This is a genomic window from Undibacterium sp., assembly GCF_030683615.1.
GTDB lineage: Bacteria > Pseudomonadota > Gammaproteobacteria > Burkholderiales > Burkholderiaceae_D > Undibacterium > Undibacterium umbellatum.
The window spans coordinates 43,696-65,667 of sequence record NZ_JAUXQE010000007.1 but is presented as its reverse complement, the minus strand read 5'-3'; the positions used below and the strand labels follow the sequence as shown (position 1 = coordinate 65,667).

The window sequence follows — 21,972 nt, the reverse complement described above, 5'->3', positions numbered from 1 at the left end:
AGTCAGACATGCCTCGTTTTGCTGCCAATCTCAGCATGATGTATACCGAGTTTGCTTTTCCTGAGCGTTTTGCCGCTGCAGCGAAAGATGGTTTCAAGGCGGTTGAATATTTGTTCCCTTATGAATACCCGGCCACAGAGTTGCGTGATTTGTTGAATGCACATGGATTGGAGCAAGTCCTGTTCAATACAGCCCCCGGCAACTGGGCGTTGGGAGAGCGCGGGATTGCCTCCTTGCCCGGTCGTGAAGAAGAATTCAAGCAAGCCTTCAGTACCTCGCTTGACTATGCACGAGTGTTGGGTAACCGTCATTTGCATGTCATGGCTGGATTGATACAGCCTGAACAAGACAGGGAAAAGCACAGGGCTGTGTATTTGCGTAATCTTGCCTATGCTGCCTTGCTGGCTGCAAGGGAGGGCATTACTATAGTTATTGAACCCATTAATACCCGTGACATACCCGGTTATTTTTTGAACAGGCAAGATGAGGCGCAAGAGATTTGCCTGGAGATAGGCGTAGAGAATTTGCGTGTGCAATTTGACATCTATCATTGCCAGATAGTCGAGGGTGATGTCGCGACCAAGTTGCGCCGCGATATGTCGCGCCTGCATGCTGGTATTGGCCATATACAGATAGCTGGTGTGCCGGATAGACATGAACCTGATCTTGGGGAAGTGAATTACCCTTATCTATTTGATTTGATTGATGAACTTGGCTATCAGGGCTGGATAGGCTGTGAGTATAGGCCACGTGCGGGCACTTCAGAGGGCTTATCCTGGGTATGGCCCTGGTTGAAATGAATTTGTAGCTTAATAAAAAAGCAGTCATCACGACTGCTTTTTGTATATCAGAAAGAACGCCGGATTCTTATTCTTCGCCTACCTGCAATATCAGCTTGCCAAAGTTTTTGCCTTCAAACAGCATCATCAGGGTATCAGGGAAGGTTTCTATGCCCTTGACGATATCTTCACGAGTCTGGAATTTTCCTTCAGCCATCCATTTACCCATTTCAGCGACTGCTTCACCGTAACGGGCAGCGTAGTCAAATACCACGATACCTTCCATGCGGGCGCGGTTCACCAGCAGCGACAGGTAGTTGGCCGGGCCTTTGACTGGTGTAGTGTTGTTGTACTGTGAGATTGCACCGCAAATAATGATGCGTGCTTTCAGATTGATACGGGTAAGTACGGTGTCAAGAATATCACCGCCGACATTATCAAAATAAATATCTACGCCATTCGGGCAGTGTTCTTTCAAGCCATCTTTGACTGAGCCTGACTTGTAGTCTATACAGGCATCAAAGCCCAGTTCATTGACGACGAAATCGCATTTATCCTTGCCACCGGCAATACCAACGACGCGGCAACCTTTTTGTTTGGCGACCTGGCCTACAGTCTGGCCAACTGCACCGGCTGCGCCGGATACCACCACTGTTTCACCTGTTTTTGGCTGACCAACATCGAGCAAGCCAAAATAAGCTGTCATACCAGGCATGCCCAGCGCATTCATGAATTTTGGCAGAGGGGCGAGTTTTGGGTTGACCTTGTAAAAGCCCGCCGTTTTGTCATCTGCCGCACCTACCCAGTATTGCTGCACACCTGTGCCACCAGAGACATAATCACCGACAGCAAATTTTGGGGACTTGGAAGCAATCACCTTACCTATGCCACCAGCACGCATGACTTCATTGATGGCAACCGGGCGGATGTAAGACTTGCCTTCATTCATCCAGCCGCGCATAGCCGGGTCCAGCGAGATATAGATGGTTTGTACGATGATTTCACCGTCTGTGATATCACGTACTTCTTCTGTCGTAAAGTTCCAGTCGCTATGCTTGGGGTTGCCGACAGGGCGAGCGGCGAGGCGGTATTGTTGATTGCTGAGTGTGCTCATGTTGTCTCCAGAATGTTGTACTTGGGTTGCTGCTGTCTGAACCAATTTTTTTTGGGTGGGGCTACCAGAAGAACGACTATACACTAATTAGAACGATCGTGCTTTTTGTTATGATTATTTAATTGAAGCCGGATTCTATGAATTATGCGACTGATCATGCGACAATACGCGGTTAATTTTTAAGCTTTGCAATCAATTCAACGAATTTAATTTGTTTCTGGCCATGGAAAACAGTAAATCCTGGCCTATACACAGACATCATGAGCATACGACCAGAATATATCCTGACTTTATCCTGTCCCGATCAGCGCGGCATTGTGCATAGCGTATCGGGCTTCCTGGCCAACCATGGCTGTAATATTATCGATTCTGCCCAGTTTGGCGATGCACAATCTGCAACTTTTTTCATGCGCGTGCATTTTGCGGTAGAAGATTCCAGCGTCAGCGACAGTGCCTTGCGTGAAGAATTTGCAGCTTTGGGTGCGAATATGCAAATGAACTGGCAATTGCATGATGCCCATCACAAGCCACGCGTGATGCTGATGGTATCCAAAATTGGCCATTGCCTGAATGATTTGCTGTTCCGCTACAAGAGCGGTCTGCTGCCTGTAGAAATCAAGGCCATCGTCTCGAACCATACCGACTTTTATCAACTGGCGGCCAGCTACAATATTCCTTTCCACCATCTGCCACTGGCAGCGGGTGCACCGGCAGAAGCCAAGCAGGCGCAGGAGCAAAAGGTATTGGATATTGTTGCCAGCAATGATATTGAACTGGTGGTTCTGGCGCGCTACATGCAGATATTGTCGCCGCAACTATGTGATGCCCTGAAAGGCAAGGCGATTAATATCCACCATTCTTTCCTGCCCAGCTTCAAGGGGGCAAAACCTTATTATCAGGCGCATGAACGTGGCGTCAAACTGATAGGTGCTACCGCTCATTTTGTGACTGGTGATCTGGACGAAGGCCCGATTATTGAACAGGATGTGGAGCGCGTCGATCATTCCATGGAACCGGAAACACTGACAGCCATAGGCCGCGACGTTGAATGCGTGGTATTGGCACGTGCCGTCAAATGCTTTGTTGAACATCGCATTTTGTTGAATGGTCATAAAACGGTGGTGTTCAAATAATGGCACTCAAATCCATCATTTATAAAGCCGACTTGAATATCTCTGATATGGACCGCGGCTATTACGCCGACCATAGTCTGACGATTGCCCGTCATCCATCTGAGACCGATGAGCGCATGATGATACGTGTGCTGGCTTTCGCCATCCATGCGGCTGAACGCCTGGAATTTGGTAAAGGCATATCCGATACAGAAGAGCCTGATATCTGGCTCAAGGATTACACCGACGCCATACAGCTGTGGATAGAAGTGGGCCAGCCGGACGACCGACGTTTGTTAAAGGCTTGCGGCCGTTCAGAGCAAGTCATCGTCTACAGTTTTGCCAGTGCCAGTGATATCTGGTGGAAGGCAATGAATAGCCGCCTTGATCGTGCCAAGAATTTGCGCGTCATGAACGTGCCTTCAGAGCAAAGCCAGGCACTGGAAAAACTCGCGCAACGCAATATGCAATTACAATGCACGATACAGGATGGACAAATCTGGATGTCAGCTGGAGACGCCTCCGTGCAAATTGACCTGGAAACGCTGAAAGATTTTGCCTAATTTTTTGGGCCAGAGATCCGCTCTGCCTCTGCCCAGTGCATGGGTGCAGGCAGTACAGTTGCACTGAATTCCAGATGTAAGACTCTACGCTGGTCAGCTTTCATAGCTTTTTCAGAGGCATGTAAGAGCAGGGGTTTAATCAGCAAAACATCGCCTGCCAGCATGGTGCAAATGTGCATGTCAGCCTCTGTCGCGTTTTCCATATAAATATCCAGTTGCGTTCCTTTGAGTTTGCCGTGGCGATGACTGCCAGCCAGCACTTTCAATGCAGCATTCTCATGATTGGCGGCATCCATGGCGATGCGCAATGTCAGCATCTTATCCAGCACATCAGTTGGTGGTTCGACATGATGTGCGCCATTTTTTAGCGTCCATTTGCTATATCCAGCCAGCTCTACTTTTTGATTCACGCAAATAGTCATATCCTGATGCCACGGAACCAACCAGTTATGCGCCGCATTTTTATTGAAGAACAGGCTGCGCACCGGTTTTGCTGCAGATATTCCGGCAGCATCCAGGACTGATTGAATTTTCTGCCATGGCGCAGTGACTGAGCTATATTTGGTTTGGCTTGCAAAACTTGGCGCACGCCGTATTCATTGGTGATGGACTGACATGCTTGCTCTAGTTTGCTCAGTTCAGCTTGCTCAAGAAACCCACGCAAGATAACAAAACCCTGGCTAGCCAGGGTTGCTGCGATGCTTTGATCGATGCCTATTGTCTCGTTCATTTTCCCTGCAAGACTTTTTTTAGCCACTGACTGATGTCAGTAAGCTCTTCTTTGCAGACTTGATGTGCCATCAGATATTCATGCCAGTCTACCTGGTAGCCTGCTGCCAGTAAAAGATCGCGCGATTCTTTGGCGCGCTGAATTTGAATAACGTCGTCCACTTGGCCGTGCGCCTGAAAGATGGGTGTTCCGGTATTCGCTTCGTGGCGTTCTTCTGCAAGCAAATTACGCAGTGGCAGATAGCCTGACAGGCAGAGCAAACCTGCCAGTTTTTCAGGGTACCGCAGGCCGGTTTGCAAGGTCATGGCGCAGCCTTGCGAGAAACCCGCGAGAATAATGTGATCTGATGGAATGCCGCGCGCATTTTCTCTGGCAATCAATTGTTCAATGCGCTTTTGTGATGCGCGCAAGCCGTTTTCATCTTCACGTGCAGCCAAGTCTTTACCAAGAATGTCATACCATGCGCGCATGACATAACGATCGTAAAAAGTGATAGGCATCGTCGGCGCAGTTGGGAAGACAAACCGTATGCCAGGGCAGTTTTGCAAATCGAGTTCCCTGACTATCGACAGAAAATCATTGCCGTCAGCACCCAGGCCATGCATCCAGATGATGGAAACGCTAGGGTTCGGTGCAGTTTCTCTTTCTACAGTCGCTAAAATGTCTTGAGTCATGATGGTCTTCGGGAGGATGAAAAATAAGTAGTCAGTTTGACTGTTAGCACCAGGAAGCTGCACGGTAGCCAGACTGTCAATAATTCAGATTGTATGACACGCCAGCCACGCTCAGTCAGAAAGCGACTTAGGCCGATTGGCGAGACTTTGATGAATTGCCAGGGGAAGAAATAACGTTCCTCCGTGAGCGGCCAGAAAAATCCTACACCTTCGCCACCTGTCGTTAGTGCATCCAGCAGGCCGTGTGAGATGGTGGCGAAGGCAATGAACAGCCAGCAAACTAGGACAGAACTACGCAAGCGAGTATGAAAGATGCTGGCGAGGCTGGCGACCAGCATGGCAAACACGATGGAGTGGCTGAAGCCACGGTGACCAAAGGCCGATTCATAGGCAATGCCGAGTTTGAACGCAATGACATCCAAATCAGGCAAGATCGCCGCCAGCATGCCGGCTATTACAAGAGGCCAAGGCAGCCGTTTCTGACCCAGGATCAGACCCACAGTAAGTGGCACAACAGGATGCGTCAGTATGGTCGCCATCGCAATCGGGGTTTGCCGTTCAGGCAGATGGACTTTTGACGCGTATCGCGTTCTTAGGGCGGAAAACCTTGCAGATACTGTCATCCGTCTCTATATACGGTCCGCCTATCAAGTCTATGCAATAGGGTACTGCCGCAAAAATGCCAGCAACGACTTGTTTGCCTTCTGCATTCTTCAAGCCCTCCAGGGTTTCCTTGATTGATTTGGGTTGGCCTGGCAGATTCAAAATCAATGCAGCGTGATTTGCTGTTTCGCGTACCACGGCAACCTGGCGTGACAGGATGGCAGTCGGTACAAACTGTAGACTTATCTGGCGCATCTGTTCGCCAAAACCTGGCATTTCCTTTGTCGCGACTGCCAGCGTGGCTTCTGGCGTGACATCGCGTCGGGATGGACCTGTGCCACCCGTGGTGATGACAAGGTGGCATTGCTCTTCATCCACCAGGGCAATCAAAGCCTGTTCTATAGCTGCGCGTTCATCCGGGATCAGGCGTGTCACCATTTCCCAAGGGCTGGCGAGAGCCTTGCCAAACCATTCCTGCAAGGCGGGCAAGCCCTGGTCTTGATAAATGCCGGCAGAGGCGCGGTCTGAGATTGATACCAGGCCTATCTTGAGTTTTTCGCCATTTGCTACCGTCATTTGTTCGGACTCACTTGTCATCAAACTCATCGTCTTCTTCATCCAGGTCTGCGTCATTCGCTTCGTCCGCATTGGCTGCAGCCTTGGATTTTTGCAAATCTTTCAAAATCTGGAAGATTTCACGATAAGCCTTGGGCGGCTTGTTCTCTGCCTGTTCTTTACGGGCATTGCGTATCATGGTGCGTAATTGCTGTACGTCGAGTTGAGGGTGTTCTGCCATCAGCTCTGTCAGGGCATTGTCATCTGCCAGCAATTTGTCGCGGCGGCGCTCCAGCGCATGCATGGCGGCAGTTTCAGACTTTGAAGCACCTTTCCAGCTGTCGATGGTTTTCTGGATTAGGGCAATTTCTGCTTCATCCAGAGTGCGCATTTTTTTGCCTACATATTGCATCTGGCGGCGGCGGCCTTCATGGTCCTTGATTTGCTGGCAAATCAGGATGGCTTCACGCACATCTTCTGGCATCGGTACGCGTTTGACGCGTTCGCGGGCCTGTTCTACCAATTCTTGCCCCAATTTCTGCAAGGCGGTCATTTCGCGCTTCAACTGGGATTTGGATGGGCGGTCGTATTCTGGTTCGAACTCACTGGACTGATAGCCACATGAGCCGCGATTTGGATTTGGCATAATTCTGCGCCTTTACTATTAACTTAATGAAACGGCTGCTATGATACCCTTTTTAGCTTGGAATTACCTAAAATCAAGCTTGGATTCACTCATAATTGACCCATATATGGTGTGAATCAAGGTAAATAATTAGGATATTTCCCTTTGGCCATTTGGTCATTTAGCACTGACATACATAGAACCCCATCCATGAGCAAACCAGTTTTTACCCATACCCAGGACCAGTTAAAGCAAATCGCGCAGGATATGTTGCGTTTCGCCCGTGAAAAAGGGGCATCGGATGCGGCAGTTGAAATCAGTGAGGGTGGTGGCCTGTCCATTAGCGTGCGCAAGGGCAAGATAGAGACCATAGAGCAAAACCGCGACAAGGGTATAGGCATTACCGTGTATATCGGTCAACGCCGTGGCAATGCCAGTACCTCAGATTTTTCTGAGCAAGCCCTGCGAGATTCTGTCGATGCAGCCTACAATATTGCCCGCTTTACTGCAGAAGATGATTGTGCTGGCTTGCCTGAAGCAGATCTGCTGGAAATGGCGCCGCGCGACCTCAAGATGTGCTACCCATGGCTTGTCACTGCCGAAGAGGCCATAGAACTGGCAAAACGCACTGAGGCAGCAGCTTTTGCCGTCGATAAGCGCATCACGAATAGCGAAGGTGCCAGCGTACACGCACAGCAATCACATTTTGTGGCGGCCAATTCGCGTGGGTTCATGGGTGGTTATCCTGTCTCACGTCACACGATCTCGGTCGCACCTATCGCTGGCAGAGGCGCAAAAATGCAAAGGGATGACTGGTATTCTTCCCATCGCAATGCCAAAAAACTGGCGGAGCCAGAAGCCATAGGCCGTTATGCTGCTGAACGCGCACTGGCCAAACTCAATGCCCGCAAGCTTGATACCCGAAAATGCCCGGTGTTGTTTGAGGCGCCGCTGGCTGCAGGCTTATTGGGTGCCTTGGTACAGGCCACTTCTGGTGGTGCCCTGTATCGCAAGTCCAGCTTCTTGCTGGATTCGCTGGGTACGAAAATTTTCCCTTCCCATATACAGGTGCAGGAAGATCCGCATGTTATCGGTGCAGTCGGCTCTTCACCTTTCGATGATGAAGGCGTCAAGACGCAAAAACGCAATATTGTCACGGATGGCGTCTTGCAAGGCTATTTCCTGTCTACTTATTCTGCCCGCAAACTGGGCATGCAAACTACCGGTAATGCCGGCGGGTCACATAACCTGTCCCTGACATCAAGTCTGACCAAGCGGGCCGACAACTTTGTTGGTATGCTCAAAAAAATGGGCACGGGCTTGCTGGTGACTGAGCTGATGGGGCAGGGTGTGAATTATGTGACTGGCGACTATTCGCGAGGTGCTTCTGGTTACTGGGTGGAAAATGGTGTAATTCAGTATGCGGTAGAAGAAATTACTATAGCTGGCAATATGCGCGAAATGTTTCAGCAAATTGCTGCTGTAGGTAGTGACAGCTTAATACGTGGTAGCAAGCAAACTGGGTCCATTCTTATCGAGAGTATGACAATAGCAGGTAGCTGACAGGCAACTTGTTAGTAAAAGCAATACACATGCCGGGCTGCGTCAATATATTTGATGCAGCCCGGTTTTTCGTCCGGGCTCTCAAGCTTTACCTGCTTCAGCAAGATTTGCGTACTCGTAACAATAACCGTTGTTATTCACCCTCAGTAAAAGTACTTAGGCTCTGCTTGGTGATATGAAACTTGGCATAGGTAGAGATTGCTGTTGAAGTATTCAAAAAACTACAATTTAGCAGTCCTGGTTTCTTGGAGTCCTTGCGAATGTTGCAATGCAATATAAACATTTATTGCTAGGCCAGGATTACGCCCATAGAATGATTTCGGTTTTTAGTAAATGACGTAAATGTCATTGATCAGTGTGCTGGCCGGGAGCAATTCAGGTCTTTATTCAAAATATCGGAGATAGTATGGAACGTCGTTCCTTTCTTAAAAAAGCCGCAGCAAGTGCTTCAGTTGGCGCTGCGGTCGCCGCACCAGCCTTGGCTGCGGATGCTTTGCCTACCCTTAATTGGCGTTTGACATCCAGTTTCCCTAAAAGTCTGGATACCATTTTTGGTGCATCCGAGGTTTTCGCTGCACGTGTCAAAGAATTGACTGATGGGAAGTTGAATATACGAGTGTTTTCTGCCGGTGAGATTGTGCCTGGCACTGCGGTCTTAGACGCCGTGCAAAATGGTACGGTGGAAATGGGGCATACTGCATCTTATTATTACTTTGGTAAAGACCCAACATTTGCATTTGATACAGCTGTACCATTTGGCCTGACTTCACGCCAACAAACTGCATGGATGCTGCATGGTAATGGCATGAAGTTGATGCGCGAATTTTTCGCTGAATACAATGTCGTGAATTTCCTGGGCGGAAATACTGGCACCCAAATGGGCGGCTGGTTCCGTAAAGAAATCAAGACGCCAGCAGATTTGAATGGCTTGAAATTTCGCGTCGGTGGCTTTGCTGGCCGCGTGCTGTCCAAACTGGGCACAGTGCCTCAACAGATTGCTGGTGGCGACATTTACCCTGCATTGGAAAAGGGCACGATAGATGCAGCAGAGTGGGTAGGTCCTTACGATGATGAAAAACTGGGCTTCAACAAGATTGCCAAGTTTTATTACTATCCCGGCTGGTGGGAAGGCGGTGCGCAATTGTCTTTCTACGTCAGCAAAAAAGAATGGGACAAGTTACCCAAGCAATATCAGGCAGCGATAGAGGCAGCTTCGCACGAAGCACATAACGATATGCAAGCCAAGTACGATGCCCGTAATCCGGCTGCTCTGGGGCGTTTGCTGGCGCAAAAGATTAATCTGAAACCTTTCCCACAGCCGGTCATGGATGCCTGCTTTAAAGCTGCTCAGGAAACTTTTTCAGAAGAAGTTGCAAAAAATCCTAAATTTGCCAAGGTTTATACAGACTGGATCAACTTCCGCAATAATCAGGGTCAATGGTTTGGCGTTGCAGAGCAATCCTTTGCACGATTTAACTTTGGCAAGGCTTTGAAATAATCTTGATCTGAGTTTGCAAATAAAAAATCCCCGCAGAATTTCTGCGGGGATTTTATTTTATAGATGCATTTGCCTGTAGAAATGAAAAGACCTCTGCTATTGCTAGTCAGAGGTCTTTTATGCTGCTTATTTATTCAGCACTTACTTCTGCTGCTCTTGAAATTGGAACTTTGGTTGTTCCTCTTCTGGCGGTGTATCAGGCGTGCTGGCTGGCTTTTCAGTGTTGTCGCTAAACACTGGCGGCTTGACGTCGGCATCTGGTTCATTGATGGTCTTCTCTATCACCAGATTGTCTGACACGGGCTTGTTGGAACCCTTGTCCAGCAAAGCAGTAACCATGACGGGGAAACACATGACCAATACCACCATAATCATCTGCAGGCCTACCCAGGGCAGGGCGCCCCAATAGATGTCTGAACTCTTGACTTCCTTCGGGGCTACTCCGCGCAAATAGAACAGTGCGAAACCAAATGGCGGATGCATGAACGAGGTTTGCATGTTCACGCATAACATGACGCCAAACCATACCAGCGCGGCAGAGGACGCAGCTTGTGGGCTGCCCATGCTTTCCAGTAATACAGGTGCAAGGATTTTTTCTGCAACCGGTGCCAGCATGGGCACCACGATGAAGGCTATTTCAAAGAAATCCAGGAAGAACGCCAGGAAGAAAATGAACAGATTGACGATCAGCAAAAAGCCTATCCAGCCACCAGGCAGGGAGGTGAAAATGTGTTCTACCCAGACTCCGCCATCCACACCCTGAAACACGACCGAGAAGCAGGTCGATCCTATCAGGATAAACACAACCATGGCGGTAAGGCGCATGGTGGATTGATACCCCAGCGTGATGAGAGCGCGCAGATCAGCAATACGATACGCGCGTGTCACCAGCCAGACAATGGCGACATACACGACAACCAAAGCGATCTGCAACGCAAGTTTCGCAGGTTTGCTGATCTCCTGGGTGTCCGAGTAAAAAAACAGACCGACGATCAAGGCTGCACCGAGGCCGGCAAGACCAGCACGGAAGGCCAGCTTGTCCCTCTTGTTGAATTCCTTGTCACGCAGGACCGCCAGAATTATCGCACCCAGCGCACCCATGGCACCGGATTCAGTTGGCGTTGCTATGCCCAGCATCATGGTGCCGAGCACCATGAAAATCAGTACGGCGGATGGAATAATCCCCTGCAGGCATTTCATCCACAAGGCCCGGCCCTGCAAGGTGCGCGCTTCTTTAGGGACGGCTGGCAGCCAATCCGGTTTGATACGTGACAGTATAAAGGTGTACAGAATGAACAAGGCGATCTGTACCAGCGATGGTCCCCAGGCACCCAGATACATGCTGCCTACGTCAGCGCTGGAAGTCTGGGTTTTCAATTGGTCTGCCAATACTACCAGCACTAGAGAAGGAGGCACCAGCTGGGTGATCGTACCAGACGCTGCCAGCACACCAGTGGTATACCGTATGTTGTAGCCATAGCGCATCATGACGGGCAATGAAATCATTGCCATCGCAATCACCTGCGCAGCAACCGTACCTGTGATGGCACCAAGGATGAAGCCTACGATAATGACGGAGTAACCAAGTCCACCACGAATTGGCCCAAAGAGTTGCCCCATTGAATCGAGCATGTCTTCTGCCAGGCCGCACTTCTCCAGTATCGCCCCCATGAAAGTAAAGAAGGGGATCGCCAATAAAAGGTCATTGGCCAGCACGCTGCCGAAAATACGTTGAGGAACCGCTTGCAGGAAAGCGACGTTGAAAAAACCCAACTCGATCGATAACAGACCAAAAGACAGGCCAACCGCAAGCAGTGAAAATGCGACGGGAAAACCGACCAGCATAAACAACACCAGGCCGCCAAACATCAGTGGCGGCATATACTCTAAAGGGATCATTGCACAGGCCTTTCGTATTTCGATTCCAGATGTGTCTTGCCCAGTAAGGATGCAATACGTTTGATGAGTTCAGATACGCCTTGCAAAGTCAGCAATGCAAAGCCAACGGGAACGATCAGTTTGATCGGGTAGCGCGGCAGGCCGCCAGAGTTACTCGATTGCTCCAGAATTGCCCAGGACGGCAGGAACAGTGATTTCCAGGCCAGCCAGGAAAACAAGATACAAGATGGGAAAAGGAAAAAGACGATACCAAAAATATCGATCCAGAGTTGAGCACGTTCAGAAACATGGGCATAAATCAAATCTACCCTGACGTGTTCATTTCTTTGGAACGTGTACGATGCACCCAGCATGACCGCGGCACCAAACAAATACCATTGCAATTCCAGTGGCCAGTTGTCGCTCCAGTCGAAACCATAACGTATTAACGCATTCGTAGCGCTGACGATACATGATAATAAAATTAACAAGTTTGCCAGACTGCCGATACGTTCATTCATTACGTCGATCCATTTAGACAGACGCAGAAATACTTGCATATACATATCTCCTGAGTTTTTATTTTACAGACGTCAAAGACGCAAATGTCGGGCATGGGCTGCAGTCTTTTCGCGAAAGAGCTGCCTTACCTTGCTACCTGAAAATGTTATTTTGAGTCTTGTTTTTTGTGCTTCTGAAATTACCATGAGCATAGTGCAGGTATTCCAAAGCCGTCACGAGTATAAGACATTTTTTCACATGCACGAGAGTCCATCTGTGCTGAAAAAATACTTTTTTGGAGTGAAAACGACAATCCCAGTATTTCTACTTAGATGGACATCGAGGATGGAAATATGGGCTTGCGTGAAATGGGCGCGATTTCTGAATTATAAATCGCACCCATATCAGCAAACTGATGAAGCAGGCTTAATTTGCCTGACCGAGTTGGCTGCGCAATCTGGCAATCGCCAGCTTGACTTGTTGTGGCGCCGTGCCACCAATATGATTGCGGGCAGCGACCGAACCTTCCAATGTCAGGACTTCAAATATATCGTCATTGATGAGACTGGAGAAGGCCCGCAATTCTTCCAGTGACATGTCGCTGAGGTCGCAGGATTTTTCAACGCAGGTGCGTACTGCCAAAGCGACGGCTTCGTGTGCGTCACGGAAAGGCAAGCCTTTCTTGACCAGGTAATCAGCCAGATCGGTTGCTGTAGCATAGCCTTGCAGGGCAGCGGCACGCATGGCTTCTGGTTTGACAGTGATACCGCCTGCCATGTCAGCAAAAATACGCAGGGTATCAATGACAGTATCTACCGTATCAAACAAGGGCTCCTTGTCTTCCTGGTTGTCCTTGTTGTAGGCCAGTGGCTGGCCTTTCATCAGGGTCAGCAGAGCGATCAGATGGCCATTGACGCGGCCAGTCTTGCCACGCGCCAGTTCCGGCACGTCAGGGTTTTTCTTTTGCGGCATGATGGAAGAGCCTGTGCAAAAGCGGTCAGCGATATCGATGAAGCCTATGCGCGGGCTCATCCATATCACCAGTTCTTCGGACATGCGCGAGATATGTGTCATCACCAATGCGGCGGCAGCGCAAAATTCTATGGCAAAATCGCGGTCAGAGACGGCATCCAGCGAGTTATAGCAAACTTCGTCAAAGCCCAGGGTTTTGGCTACACGTTCGCGGTCGATAGGGAAGGTCGTGCCAGCTAGGGCTGCTGCACCCAACGGCAGGCGGTTGACGCGCCTGCGGCAATCCTGCATGCGTTCTGCATCGCGGCCAAACATTTCTACATAGGCAAGGATGTGGTGACCAAAAGTGATAGGTTGAGCCACTTGCATATGGGTAAAACCTGGCAGGATAGTATCCGCATTTTTTTCTGCCAGATCCAGCAAGGCCAGACGGAAGTCTCGCAACAGGTCGAGGATATTGTCGATGGCGCTGCGCATGTACAGGCGTATGTCGGTGGCAACCTGATCATTGCGTGAACGACCAGTATGCAGGCGTTTTCCAGCATCGCCTACCAGTTCTGTCAGGCGTTTTTCTATATTCAGATGCACGTCTTCCAGGTCTAGCAGCCATTCAAACTTGCCGCTGTCGATTTCAGATTTGATCTGTGCCATGCCACGTTGTATATCGGCATAATCGTGGGCAGTGATGATGTTTTGTGCCTGCAACATTTCAGCATGTGCCAGTGAGCCTTCAATATCAAAGGCAGCCATGCGGTTGTCGAAGAAAACCGAGGCGGTATAGCGTTTGACCAGATCGGAAACAGGTTCAGAGAAACGGGCAGACCATGCCTCGCTTTTTTTATTGAATTGTGATGTCATAGTGAATTGTTGCCATATTGGCTGCATTTGCGAGAGAATTTCCCCTGATTATCCCAGATTTTAAAGCTGATTACCCTTGCAAATGCCAGATGCTTGTAGAGTTGGGGATAATTTTTCATTTTATTTGATAGATCAGGTAGTTAAATGAAGGCTAAACCAAGCCGGGCAGGAGATGCCAACGCGGCAATCAACAATAAAGATGACAGAGATGACTAGCGATAAAATGAACAGCATTGGCGAGCCACTGATACCTGATTGTTGCAATTTGGGTGTATTTTCCCGAATTCTGATCAGCGTGAATTTGCTCGGTTTGTTTGTTCTGTGGTCGCGCGGTGATGACTGGCGCCTGGTTTTGCAGAATTTTCTTGAGAGCGCGATGTTGCTGGAAACCATCAGCCTTTGTTCTTTGCTGGCGCTGTGCGGCTTACGCAGACTGGCGATGCGTTTTCCCATGTCTGCGTGGTTTCAGCGCTTGTTATGTTGCATGTTGCCAACAGCCATAGCATCGCTGATCATGGTGTATTTGCACATGCAAGACTGGTTTTTGGCCGGCTTCCCCAAGCTTAATCCTCTTTTTGTCGTTGCTGCAACCGGCGTGCTTGCACTGATATTTCAGCAGTATTTTGAATTGCGCACCAGGGCATTTTCACCTGCGCTGGGTGAGGCGAAACTGCAGGCTTTGCAGGCCAGGATACGTCCGCACTTCCTGTTCAATAGTCTTAATACTGCATTGTCATTGATACGCACAGAGCCGCGCCGTGCCGAAATGGTGCTGGAGGACCTTGCAGATTTATTCAGGGTATTGATGCGTGACACCCGCAATGTCACCAGCTTGCAAGATGAAATGCGTTTGTGTGAGCAATATCTGGCGATAGAAAAAATTCGTTTGGGCGATCGTTTGCATGTGACTTGGGATAAAGAAAAAATCTCACTCAAAGAATTAAATGAAATTGAGATACCTTCGTTGCTACTGCAACCCTTGCTGGAAAATGCCGTTCATTACGGTGTTGAACCATCTGTGCAGCAAGCCACTATCTCCGTAGAGATACGACGTCATCTGGATAAGGTGGATATTCGCATTTGCAACCCTTATCACGCCGATTCAAATATGGTTTCTGGTAATCAGATGGCTTTGGAAAACATACGTCAAAGACTAAGTTTGCTTTATGATATTGAAGCGCAAATCCAGTACGGCGTTGTAAATGAGTACTTTGAAGTCAAATTGCATTTCCCAGCTAAAAGATGATGATCCCAAGAATATTGATTATTGATGATGAAGCACCCGCAAGACAACGGTTGAAGACTCTTTTGTCAGACATCCAGCACGAATGCCCGGTCACGGTAGTTGGTGAGGCAGAAAATGCCATGCAGGGCCTTGAGCAAATAAGCAATTTACATCCGGAAATTGTCTTGCTGGATGTGCAGATGCCGGGTATGAACGGTATCGAGTTGGCACAGCATCTGGCTCAGCATCAAGCTAGCTTGCGCCCGCCGGTAATCATTTTTGTGACAGCTTATGATGAATTTGCTGTCAAGGCTTTTGAGGTGCATGCGCTTGATTACTTGATGAAGCCAGTTCGTGCAAGCCGGCTGGTCGATGCCTTGCAGCGTGGCTTTGAAAAAGTGAAGGTAGAGCATCGCTTGCCGGAGAAAATCGCTACAGACAGCCCTGGTCCAAAACGTAAACATTTCTCAGTGCTGGAAAGGGGGCGGATTTTACTCATACCAGTCGCAGATGTGCTGTTTTTGAAAGCAGAGCAAAAATATGTGACCTTGCATACCGCGCAACGAGAGTATTTGCTGGAAGAGTCACTCACGTCGATAGAACTGGAGTTGGGGAGTTTACTGGTCAGGGTGCATAGAAACGCCCTGGTAGCCCGTACTGCTATTCATGGCGTAGAAAGAGCGGTGCAAGTTGTGGATGTAGAGAATCATCAGGAAAAAGTATCTGAATCCTGGCAAGTCATTGTCACTGATTGCGCCGAACGGCTGCCAATCTCACGCCGGCAATGGCCAGTCATCAAGGCATTGGTAAGGGTCTAGGTATTTGAAGAGTTAGGGTGCAGGGCAGTTCAGCGCCAGATAGGCAAGCCGGTCAAATCAGTATCTTCGTCTTGCACCCAGGCTGGCAGGCCAGTGCGGTCAGTCGGTCCAAGCACTTCAAGCAACTCTAGCTGCTCCTGTTTTTTGCCGCGTCGACCTTGTGCTGGTTTTACAGGCTTCCTGTTCTCAGGCAATAAAAACGCAGGTGCGCCGAAGCCGGGCAATTCCAGGGTGGCGTGATCTTTATTGTCTTTCATCAGCTTATACGTAGTTGGTGGTGATGTTTGTACAAATGGAGACAATAAATCCCTGACTATGCTTTGTCAGGGGAATCAATTGTGCTCGGTAAATTTGTGCGTATGCACCAGAACAAAAACTTTGGTTGCGGGGGCAGGATTTGAACCTACGACCTTCGGGTTATGAGCCCGACGAGCTGCCAGACTGCTCCACCCCGCGTCTGAAGGAGGCAAATTGTACATGGCATGAGCGCCTTATACAATCATTTATAAAAATATTTTTATTTGACGGTTAAAGGGAGAACGAAGGACATGCGAAATTTGCGATTCTTCACAATGCAAATGTAGAAAATAATGTTGCTGAAGCAACCCGCAGAATAAATTGCATGCATAATGAACGCATAGGGAAGCACAATGTGGTGGCGTGAACGCACCAGCCAGAGATCATTTTTCAGGAGTGAAAAAGCAGTTATGGAATTCGAAGTCATTGACACACAAATTTCACCAGGCGGCCGTATGGAGGTTTTATCCAAGGCCGAGGTTGTGCAATTGCTCGACAATAGTCATGGTGGTCTGTACCAAGTGTTTCGCAGTTGTGCACTGGCGGTATTGAATTGCGGTAGTGGCCTGGATGACGGCAAGGAATTGCTGGAGCGATACAAGAGCTTTGATATCAGCATTGTGCAGCGTGAGCGCGGCATCAAGCTTGATGTCAAGGGCGCGCCTGCCAGTGCCTTTGTGGATGGTGTCATGATCAAGGGTATACAGGAGCACTTGTTTGCAGTGCTGCGCGATATTCTGTTCATCAAGGCTGCCATAGAGGATGACCGCAAGTTTGATTTGACGACTACCGAAGGCATCAGTGACGGTGTTTTCCACGTCATGCGTAATGCCAACTTGCTCAAGCCACAGGCCAATCCTAATATGGTGGTGTGCTGGGGGGGGCATTCGATTTCCAGCGATGAATACGATTACACCAAGCATGTAGGCTATCAGTTGGGTTTGCGCGCCATGGATATCTGTACTGGTTGCGGGCCAGGTGCCATGAAAGGCCCAATGAAGGGTGCCACCATAGGCCACGCCAAACAAAGGATTACTGCCGGTCGTTACCTTGGGATCACCGAGCCAGGCATTATCGCGGCCGAGGCCCCCAACCCCATCGTCAATGATCTTGTGATTTTGCCGGATATAGAAAAGCGACTTGAAGCTTTTGTACGCATGGGGCATGCCGTCGTCGTCTTTCCTGGTGGTGCAGGTACGGCGGAAGAAATTTTGTATTTGCTGGGCATCTTGTTGCATCCTGATAATGCAGATTTGCCTTTCCCGCTGATTTTCACCGGGCCAGAGACAGCGGCAGACTATTTCCGTCAGATAGACCAGTTCATTGCAGCTACGCTTGGTCCTAAAGCGCAACAGAGTTATCAAATTATTGTCAATGATCCGGTCAGGGTGGCGCAAGAGGTGCAGGCAGGCATCAAGAAGGTGCGTGAATTCCGCAAAGCCAAGGGGGACGCTTATTATTTCAATTGGTTATTGAAGATAGATGCAGAATTTCAGAAGCCTTTTGAGCCTACCCATGAAAACATGCGTAATCTGGCTCTGCACAAAAACCAGGAAACCCATTTGCTGGCGGCCAATTTGCGCCGCGCTTTCTCAGGCGTGGTGGCAGGCAATGTCAAGAACCAGGGTATTCGTGCTATAGAAAAACATGGGCACTTTGAAATTCGCGGTGATAGTGAAATAATGGCATCTATGGATACCTTGCTGGCATCTTTTGTTGCACAAAACCGCATGAAATTGCCTGGTAAGGCGTACACACCTTGCTACCGTGTTATAAAGTAATTGTGTTGCAGTAAAACAGTAGGATAATGGTGCATCCCTGTTCCATCACTATGAGGAAAACAGACATGAGTTCCGTACAGCAAGAAGTTGACGAACGTACCAACCTCACTGCGTCCAACAAATTTGAGCTATTGCTGTTCCGCCTTGGCTCAGATGGCAGCAGTGACAGATCAGAATTGTTTGGCATTAATGTCTTCAAGGTGCGAGAGATCGTCGCCATGCCTACTATTACCGGTATGGCTGGCGCGATGCCCCATATGCTGGGCGTGGTGAATTTGCGCGGGCAAATTATTCCTGTCATTGATTTGCCTTCCGTCGTGGGGCTGAAACCCAAGACTGGCTTAAACATCATGCTGGTGACCGAATATGCACGTACCACCCAGGGCTTTGCAGTTGAATCAGTTGAAGAAATTGTACGTCTGGACTGGAATCAGGTTTTGTCGGCTGAAAACAGTGCAGTGGGCGGCATGGTCACCAGTATCGCCCGTTTGGATGGTGATACCGAAGATACCCGTCTCGCACAAGTGCTGGATGTGGAGCAAATCCTGCGCCAGATCACTCCCTCAGACACAAAGGACGTTGATCCTGAAACGATAGGTGCCAAGCTGAAAATGCAGGCAGGGGCATCTATCCTGGCAGCAGATGATTCAGCGGTGGCTCGTGGCTTGATTGAGCAAGCACTGACCGCCATGGGTGCACAATACATCATGACCAAGACTGGCAAGGAAGCCTGGGAGAAATTGCAATCCCTCGCGGCAGCAGCTCAGGCTGAAGGCAAGGGTGTCCGTGACAAAGTGGCGATGGTGTTGACTGATCTGGAAATGCCAGAAATGGATGGATTTACCTTGACACGCAAGATCAAGCAGGATGACAGGTTTAAATTCCTGCCTGTGGTCATACACTCATCTTTGTCAGGCGCAACCAACGAAGACCATATCAAGACCGTAGGTGCTGATGCTTATGTTGCCAAATTTGTGGCGGAGGAATTGGCAGCGGCTATACGTGCAGTATTGGCAAAATAAGTTCTTGCTGTATAAGGCAGAAATCGTCATCAAAGGGTGCAATTAGTGAAATAATTGCACCCTTTTTGTATCTGGATCAAGACTGCTTTATCTTGATTGTGCTGGCACACGATGCCATCCGGCGGGACAGGATTTGATGGCTGGATAAAAACCATCGGGCTGATGACAATACAGCCAGTCCTTGCCAGTTGCAGTTTGTCGATCAGGACTGTGCTGGCTGATGAGGGTGCTGTCATTCACATAGTTTTGTCGATACACGCTATAGCTTTCTTCATACACGACATCGCTGGTGCTGACTACTGGCGAAACGTAGCTGATTGTTGGTGAAACTGCGACGCCGGGGTAGTAGCGCCAGGAATAATCATAGGGGTAAAAAGTAACTCCATTGCTGTGTCTATTGCTAAATTGAAAATAAAATGGCGGAGCAGACAAACCTATGCTGATCCTTGGGCGGAAATGATGCCCACCAGGACGTGCCCATGCTGACGTAGTGATGCTCAGCAGGCAGAGTGCTACAAGGAGTGATTTGAATAATTTCATATCTCGTTTGCAATAATAGGACTTACCCAAAACCGCCCCAGCTGCGTTGCAGCTCCTCTCCTAGGAGCCGCGTACTAAAGTACTGTCTTCGTCGCTACGCTTTGCGGGGACAATTGTGCGTAAGTGCTAAATAAGTGACTGGCTTTATGCCTATTTTCAGCCCGTTTTTCAGTTTAGGTCGAAATCAGGAAACTTATTGGGAAAAATTCACTCTTTATCAACGGATCTTTGCGGGCTCAGCTTATAGGCATGCTCGCCAAAATAAAAAACTTAGTGAAATTTAGCGAAATCTGAAGGAAATTATGACATTTGTGATTAAGAAATGTGCGGCGATGTGCGCACTGGCCTTGATGGTAAATTTTCCGGCCCAAGCTGCCGGGTCTGCCATGGCTGATGCTCCTGACGTTGCCAGGCCATCCATACGTGAGCAATATACCAAATATGAATACCAAATCCCCATGCGCGATGGTGTGCGGCTGTTTACTGTTGTGTATGTTCCCAAGGATAGTAGTAAAACTTATCCTTTCCTGATGAACCGGTCACCGTATAGCAGTGGGGTCTATGATGCGGGACAGTCGCGCTATGGCGTGGATTTTTACCCGCAGTCATTGGGCCCTTCCAGGGAATTTGATCAAAGCGGCTATATCTTTGTGAAGCAGGATGTACGGGGCCGCTACATGTCTGAAGGTGTCTGGCAAGAAATGACGCCGCATATCAAGTCCAACAGACTGGCGGGCGAGGGTGTGGAAAGCCAGGACATGCATGACACCGTTGAATGGCTGTTGAAAAACGTCAAGAGTAATAACGGTAAAGTCGGCATCTGGGGTATTTCTTACCCTGGTTTTTATACTTCCGCGAGCATCATAGACTCACACCCAGCCATCAAGGCAGCATCACCGCAGGCCCCGGTAACCGATTTGTACATGGGCGATGATTCGTATCATGGCGGTGCTTTCATGCTGGCGGCCAATTTTGGTTTTTATTCCAATTTTACGGTAGAAAAAAATCCCACTACACTGCCCAAGCGCTGGGAAGAGTTTGATTATGGGACATCTGATGGTTATCAATATTTTCTCAAGCACATGAGTTTGAAAAACATTACGGCACAACTGAACGACAAGCAACGCGAGTTGCTGATGCCGACGATAGAACATACCAGTTATGACGCATTCTGGAAAAGCCGGAACATCGCGCCACACCTGAAAAACATCAAGACAGCCGTGTTAACTGTAGGTGGTTGGTATGATGCAGAAGATCCGCAAGGACCGTTCACCACTTATCACAGCATCAAAAACAATAACAAGGGCTATTACAATGGCCTGGTGATGGGGCCGTGGTCGCACGGAGCATGGGGCAGTGCAGAAGGCAAGTCCTTGGGCAATGTGAATTTTGATGCCAAGACAGGCGACTACTACCGCAAAAACATAGTCTTCCCATTCTTTGAACAACATTTAAAGGGCGCAACTGGCAAAGCATTGCCTGAGGTGACCGTATTCGAAACCGGTACCAATGTCTGGCGAGAATACCCAAGCTGGCCGCCACAGCAGGCAAAAAAACGTACACTATATTTTGGTAGTGATGGCAGCCTGAGCTGGAAAGAACCAAAGACAGAATTTAATACCTTTGATGAATATATCAGCGACCCAAAAAAGCCCGTGCCTTTCATCTCTTATACGGCTACCGGTGCGCCGCGCGAGTATATGGTGTCCGACCAGCGCTTTGCCTCCACACGGCCAGATGTGCTGGTTTATCAGACGGACCCTCTGGAAGAAGATGTGACCATCGTTGGACCAGTCAATCCCAAATTGTTTGTCTCGACTTCAGGTACGGATGCTGACTGGGTCGTCAAACTGATTGATGTGTATCCATCGACTTATCCTGACAAGCAAGTGGTGCGCGAACGTGCCAATGACGTGCCGCCACCGCCAGTGGTGATGGCTGGTTATCAACAACTGATCAGGGGTGAGCCTTTACGCGGCAAGTTCCGTAACAGCTTTGAAAAACCAGAGCCATTTGTACCGGGCAAGGTTGCAGCTATCAGCTATAACATGCCGGATATCCAGCACACTTTCCGCCGTGGCCATCGCATCATGGTGCAGGTGCAAAGTAGCTGGTTCCCGCTGGTGGATCTGAATCCGCAAAAATTCATGGATATACCAAAAGCTAATCCTGAAGACTTCCAGAAAGCGACGCAGCGGGTCTTTCGTTCACCCGGCCAGTATTCAGGCATAGCAGTACAAGTACTGCCATAACAAGATTAAAAG

22 protein-coding genes and 1 tRNA gene are annotated in these 21,972 nt (G+C 49.0%); 10 read left to right on the top strand and 13 right to left on the bottom strand.

Annotation, left to right across the window (positions count from 1 at the left end; genetic code table 11):
- Window positions 1–8 precede the first annotated feature (8 nt).
- On the top strand, window positions 9–800 hold the full coding sequence (gene otnI / locus Q8K39_RS04375; RefSeq protein ID WP_305258449.1) for a 2-oxo-tetronate isomerase: 792 nt from the start codon (window positions 9–11) through the stop codon (window positions 798–800).
- Between the two features lie 67 nt (window positions 801–867).
- On the opposite strand, the gene Q8K39_RS04370 is transcribed toward otnI, so the two are convergent.
- Window positions 868–1,893, bottom strand: a complete 1,026-nt coding sequence (locus Q8K39_RS04370; protein ID WP_305258448.1) for an NADP-dependent oxidoreductase — start codon at window positions 1,891–1,893, stop codon at window positions 868–870.
- A 260-nt stretch (window positions 1,894–2,153) separates the two neighbouring features.
- Here Q8K39_RS04370 and purU point away from each other — a divergent pair, with 260 nt between their 5' ends.
- On the top strand, window positions 2,154–3,026 hold the full coding sequence (gene purU / locus Q8K39_RS04365; protein WP_186955434.1) for a formyltetrahydrofolate deformylase: 873 nt from the start codon (window positions 2,154–2,156) through the stop codon (window positions 3,024–3,026).
- Window positions 3,026–3,568, top strand: coding sequence for a YaeQ family protein (locus Q8K39_RS04360; RefSeq protein ID WP_110253036.1), 543 nt, complete (start codon window positions 3,026–3,028; stop codon window positions 3,566–3,568). The genes purU and Q8K39_RS04360 overlap by 1 nt, the downstream gene beginning before the upstream one ends.
- Here the strand turns inward: Q8K39_RS04360 and Q8K39_RS04355 are convergent.
- Genes Q8K39_RS04355 through yjgA form a run of 6 tightly spaced genes read right to left on the bottom strand, consistent with a single transcriptional unit; the run spans window position 3,565 to window position 6,776 of the window.
- Window positions 3,565–4,053 carry a phytanoyl-CoA dioxygenase family protein gene (locus Q8K39_RS04355; RefSeq protein WP_370868559.1) on the bottom strand — a complete coding sequence of 163 codons (489 nt, stop codon included), beginning with the start codon at window positions 4,051–4,053 and terminating at the stop codon, window positions 3,565–3,567. The two genes, Q8K39_RS04360 and Q8K39_RS04355, sit on opposite strands and share 4 nt — an antisense overlap.
- On the bottom strand, window positions 3,987–4,298 hold the full coding sequence (locus tag Q8K39_RS04350; RefSeq protein ID WP_305258447.1) for a hypothetical protein: 312 nt from the start codon (window positions 4,296–4,298) through the stop codon (window positions 3,987–3,989). The genes Q8K39_RS04355 and Q8K39_RS04350 overlap by 67 nt, the downstream gene beginning before the upstream one ends.
- Window positions 4,295–4,972, bottom strand: a complete 678-nt coding sequence (locus Q8K39_RS04345; protein ID WP_305258446.1) for an alpha/beta hydrolase — start codon at window positions 4,970–4,972, stop codon at window positions 4,295–4,297. Before Q8K39_RS04345 ends, Q8K39_RS04350 begins: the two co-directional genes overlap by 4 nt.
- Window positions 4,969–5,511 (bottom strand): metal-dependent hydrolase, encoded by a 543-nt coding sequence (locus Q8K39_RS04340; protein WP_305258445.1) that lies wholly within the window; start codon window positions 5,509–5,511, stop codon window positions 4,969–4,971. The genes Q8K39_RS04345 and Q8K39_RS04340 overlap by 4 nt, the downstream gene beginning before the upstream one ends.
- Window positions 5,512–5,530: 19 nt before the next feature.
- Complete coding sequence (mog, locus tag Q8K39_RS04335; protein ID WP_370868558.1) at window positions 5,531–6,181, bottom strand: molybdopterin adenylyltransferase; 651 nt, start codon at window positions 6,179–6,181, stop codon at window positions 5,531–5,533.
- Window positions 6,162–6,776, bottom strand: a complete 615-nt coding sequence (yjgA, locus tag Q8K39_RS04330) for a ribosome biogenesis factor YjgA (RefSeq protein WP_305258444.1) — start codon at window positions 6,774–6,776, stop codon at window positions 6,162–6,164. Before yjgA ends, mog begins: the two co-directional genes overlap by 20 nt.
- A gap of 189 nt (window positions 6,777–6,965) precedes the next feature.
- Here yjgA and pmbA point away from each other — a divergent pair, with 189 nt between their 5' ends.
- Window positions 6,966–8,318: a metalloprotease PmbA gene (pmbA, locus tag Q8K39_RS04325; RefSeq protein WP_305258443.1), complete on the top strand. Its 1,353-nt coding sequence runs from the start codon at window positions 6,966–6,968 to the stop codon at window positions 8,316–8,318.
- 406 nt (window positions 8,319–8,724) lie between these two features.
- Entirely contained in the window at window positions 8,725–9,816 is a 1,092-nt protein-coding gene (locus tag Q8K39_RS04320; RefSeq protein ID WP_186955427.1) for a TRAP transporter substrate-binding protein, read from the top strand.
- 141 nt (window positions 9,817–9,957) lie between these two features.
- Here the strand turns inward: Q8K39_RS04320 and Q8K39_RS04315 are convergent, their stop codons facing one another.
- From Q8K39_RS04315 to argH, 3 genes are all read right to left on the bottom strand, one after another.
- Window positions 9,958–11,715: a TRAP transporter large permease subunit gene (locus Q8K39_RS04315; RefSeq protein WP_305258442.1), complete on the bottom strand. Its 1,758-nt coding sequence runs from the start codon at window positions 11,713–11,715 to the stop codon at window positions 9,958–9,960.
- A complete protein-coding gene (locus tag Q8K39_RS04310; protein ID WP_186955425.1) occupies window positions 11,712–12,254 on the bottom strand; it encodes a TRAP transporter small permease subunit in 543 nt (180 codons plus the stop codon). The genes Q8K39_RS04315 and Q8K39_RS04310 overlap by 4 nt, the downstream gene beginning before the upstream one ends.
- 367 nt (window positions 12,255–12,621) lie before the next feature.
- Window positions 12,622–14,025, bottom strand: a complete 1,404-nt coding sequence (gene argH, locus Q8K39_RS04305; RefSeq protein ID WP_305258441.1) for an argininosuccinate lyase — start codon at window positions 14,023–14,025, stop codon at window positions 12,622–12,624.
- A 208-nt stretch (window positions 14,026–14,233) separates the two neighbouring features.
- Here argH and Q8K39_RS04300 point away from each other — a divergent pair, with 208 nt between their 5' ends.
- Together Q8K39_RS04300 and Q8K39_RS04295 are read left to right on the top strand one after the other, a co-directional pair.
- Window positions 14,234–15,271, top strand: coding sequence for a sensor histidine kinase (locus tag Q8K39_RS04300; protein ID WP_305258440.1), 1,038 nt, complete (start codon window positions 14,234–14,236; stop codon window positions 15,269–15,271).
- Window positions 15,268–16,068 carry a LytR/AlgR family response regulator transcription factor gene (locus tag Q8K39_RS04295; RefSeq protein WP_370868557.1) on the top strand — a complete coding sequence of 267 codons (801 nt, stop codon included), beginning with the start codon at window positions 15,268–15,270 and terminating at the stop codon, window positions 16,066–16,068. Before Q8K39_RS04300 ends, Q8K39_RS04295 begins: the two co-directional genes overlap by 4 nt.
- Window positions 16,069–16,097: 29 nt before the next feature.
- On the opposite strand, the gene Q8K39_RS04290 is transcribed toward Q8K39_RS04295, so the two are convergent.
- Entirely contained in the window at window positions 16,098–16,325 is a 228-nt protein-coding gene (locus Q8K39_RS04290) for a hypothetical protein (RefSeq protein WP_186955423.1), read from the bottom strand.
- 122 nt (window positions 16,326–16,447) lie between these two features.
- A tRNA-Met gene (locus Q8K39_RS04285) sits at window positions 16,448–16,524 on the bottom strand.
- A 251-nt stretch (window positions 16,525–16,775) separates the two neighbouring features.
- On the opposite strand from Q8K39_RS04285, the gene ppnN reads away from it, so the two are divergent.
- On the top strand, window positions 16,776–18,146 hold the full coding sequence (gene ppnN, locus Q8K39_RS04280) for a nucleotide 5'-monophosphate nucleosidase PpnN (RefSeq protein WP_305258439.1): 1,371 nt from the start codon (window positions 16,776–16,778) through the stop codon (window positions 18,144–18,146).
- Window positions 18,147–18,211: 65 nt separating this feature from the next.
- Window positions 18,212–19,168 carry a chemotaxis protein gene (locus tag Q8K39_RS04275; protein WP_186955422.1) on the top strand — a complete coding sequence of 319 codons (957 nt, stop codon included), beginning with the start codon at window positions 18,212–18,214 and terminating at the stop codon, window positions 19,166–19,168.
- An 87-nt stretch (window positions 19,169–19,255) separates the two neighbouring features.
- Here the strand turns inward: Q8K39_RS04275 and Q8K39_RS04270 are convergent, their stop codons facing one another.
- The gene (locus Q8K39_RS04270; protein ID WP_305258438.1) at window positions 19,256–19,708 is read right to left on the bottom strand and encodes a hypothetical protein; all 453 of its coding nucleotides are present in this window, start codon (window positions 19,706–19,708) and stop codon (window positions 19,256–19,258) included.
- A 302-nt stretch (window positions 19,709–20,010) separates the two neighbouring features.
- Between Q8K39_RS04270 and Q8K39_RS04265 the strand changes: the two genes are divergently transcribed.
- Complete coding sequence (locus Q8K39_RS04265) at window positions 20,011–21,960, top strand: CocE/NonD family hydrolase (protein WP_305258437.1); 1,950 nt, start codon at window positions 20,011–20,013, stop codon at window positions 21,958–21,960.
- Window positions 21,961–21,972: the final 12 nt, after the last annotated feature.

Coding starts and splice junctions, on each gene's coding strand:
- yjgA (WP_305258444.1), bottom strand. CDS start 6,776: ATGCCAAATCCAAATCGCGGCTCATGTGGCTATCAGTCCAGTGAGTTC.
- Q8K39_RS04370 (WP_305258448.1), bottom strand. CDS start 1,893: ATGAGCACACTCAGCAATCAACAATACCGCCTCGCCGCTCGCCCTGTC.
- ppnN (WP_305258439.1), top strand. CDS start 16,776: ATGGAATTCGAAGTCATTGACACACAAATTTCACCAGGCGGCCGTATG.
- otnI (WP_305258449.1), top strand. CDS start 9: ATGCCTCGTTTTGCTGCCAATCTCAGCATGATGTATACCGAGTTTGCT.
- Q8K39_RS04345 (WP_305258446.1), bottom strand. CDS start 4,972: ATGACTCAAGACATTTTAGCGACTGTAGAAAGAGAAACTGCACCGAAC.
- Q8K39_RS04340 (WP_305258445.1), bottom strand. CDS start 5,511: ATGGCGACCATACTGACGCATCCTGTTGTGCCACTTACTGTGGGTCTG.
- Q8K39_RS04360 (WP_110253036.1), top strand. CDS start 3,026: ATGGCACTCAAATCCATCATTTATAAAGCCGACTTGAATATCTCTGAT.
- pmbA (WP_305258443.1), top strand. CDS start 6,966: ATGAGCAAACCAGTTTTTACCCATACCCAGGACCAGTTAAAGCAAATC.
- Q8K39_RS04270 (WP_305258438.1), bottom strand. CDS start 19,708: ATGAAATTATTCAAATCACTCCTTGTAGCACTCTGCCTGCTGAGCATC.
- purU (WP_186955434.1), top strand. CDS start 2,154: ATGAGCATACGACCAGAATATATCCTGACTTTATCCTGTCCCGATCAG.
- Q8K39_RS04350 (WP_305258447.1), bottom strand. CDS start 4,298: ATGAACGAGACAATAGGCATCGATCAAAGCATCGCAGCAACCCTGGCT.
- argH (WP_305258441.1), bottom strand. CDS start 14,025: ATGACATCACAATTCAATAAAAAAAGCGAGGCATGGTCTGCCCGTTTC.
- Q8K39_RS04300 (WP_305258440.1), top strand. CDS start 14,234: ATGACTAGCGATAAAATGAACAGCATTGGCGAGCCACTGATACCTGAT.
- Q8K39_RS04320 (WP_186955427.1), top strand. CDS start 8,725: ATGGAACGTCGTTCCTTTCTTAAAAAAGCCGCAGCAAGTGCTTCAGTT.
- Q8K39_RS04290 (WP_186955423.1), bottom strand. CDS start 16,325: ATGAAAGACAATAAAGATCACGCCACCCTGGAATTGCCCGGCTTCGGC.
- Q8K39_RS04310 (WP_186955425.1), bottom strand. CDS start 12,254: ATGCAAGTATTTCTGCGTCTGTCTAAATGGATCGACGTAATGAATGAA.
- Q8K39_RS04275 (WP_186955422.1), top strand. CDS start 18,212: ATGAGTTCCGTACAGCAAGAAGTTGACGAACGTACCAACCTCACTGCG.
- Q8K39_RS04265 (WP_305258437.1), top strand. CDS start 20,011: ATGACATTTGTGATTAAGAAATGTGCGGCGATGTGCGCACTGGCCTTG.
- mog (WP_370868558.1), bottom strand. CDS start 6,181: ATGAGTTTGATGACAAGTGAGTCCGAACAAATGACGGTAGCAAATGGC.
- Q8K39_RS04315 (WP_305258442.1), bottom strand. CDS start 11,715: ATGATCCCTTTAGAGTATATGCCGCCACTGATGTTTGGCGGCCTGGTG.
- Q8K39_RS04295 (WP_370868557.1), top strand. CDS start 15,268: ATGATGATCCCAAGAATATTGATTATTGATGATGAAGCACCCGCAAGA.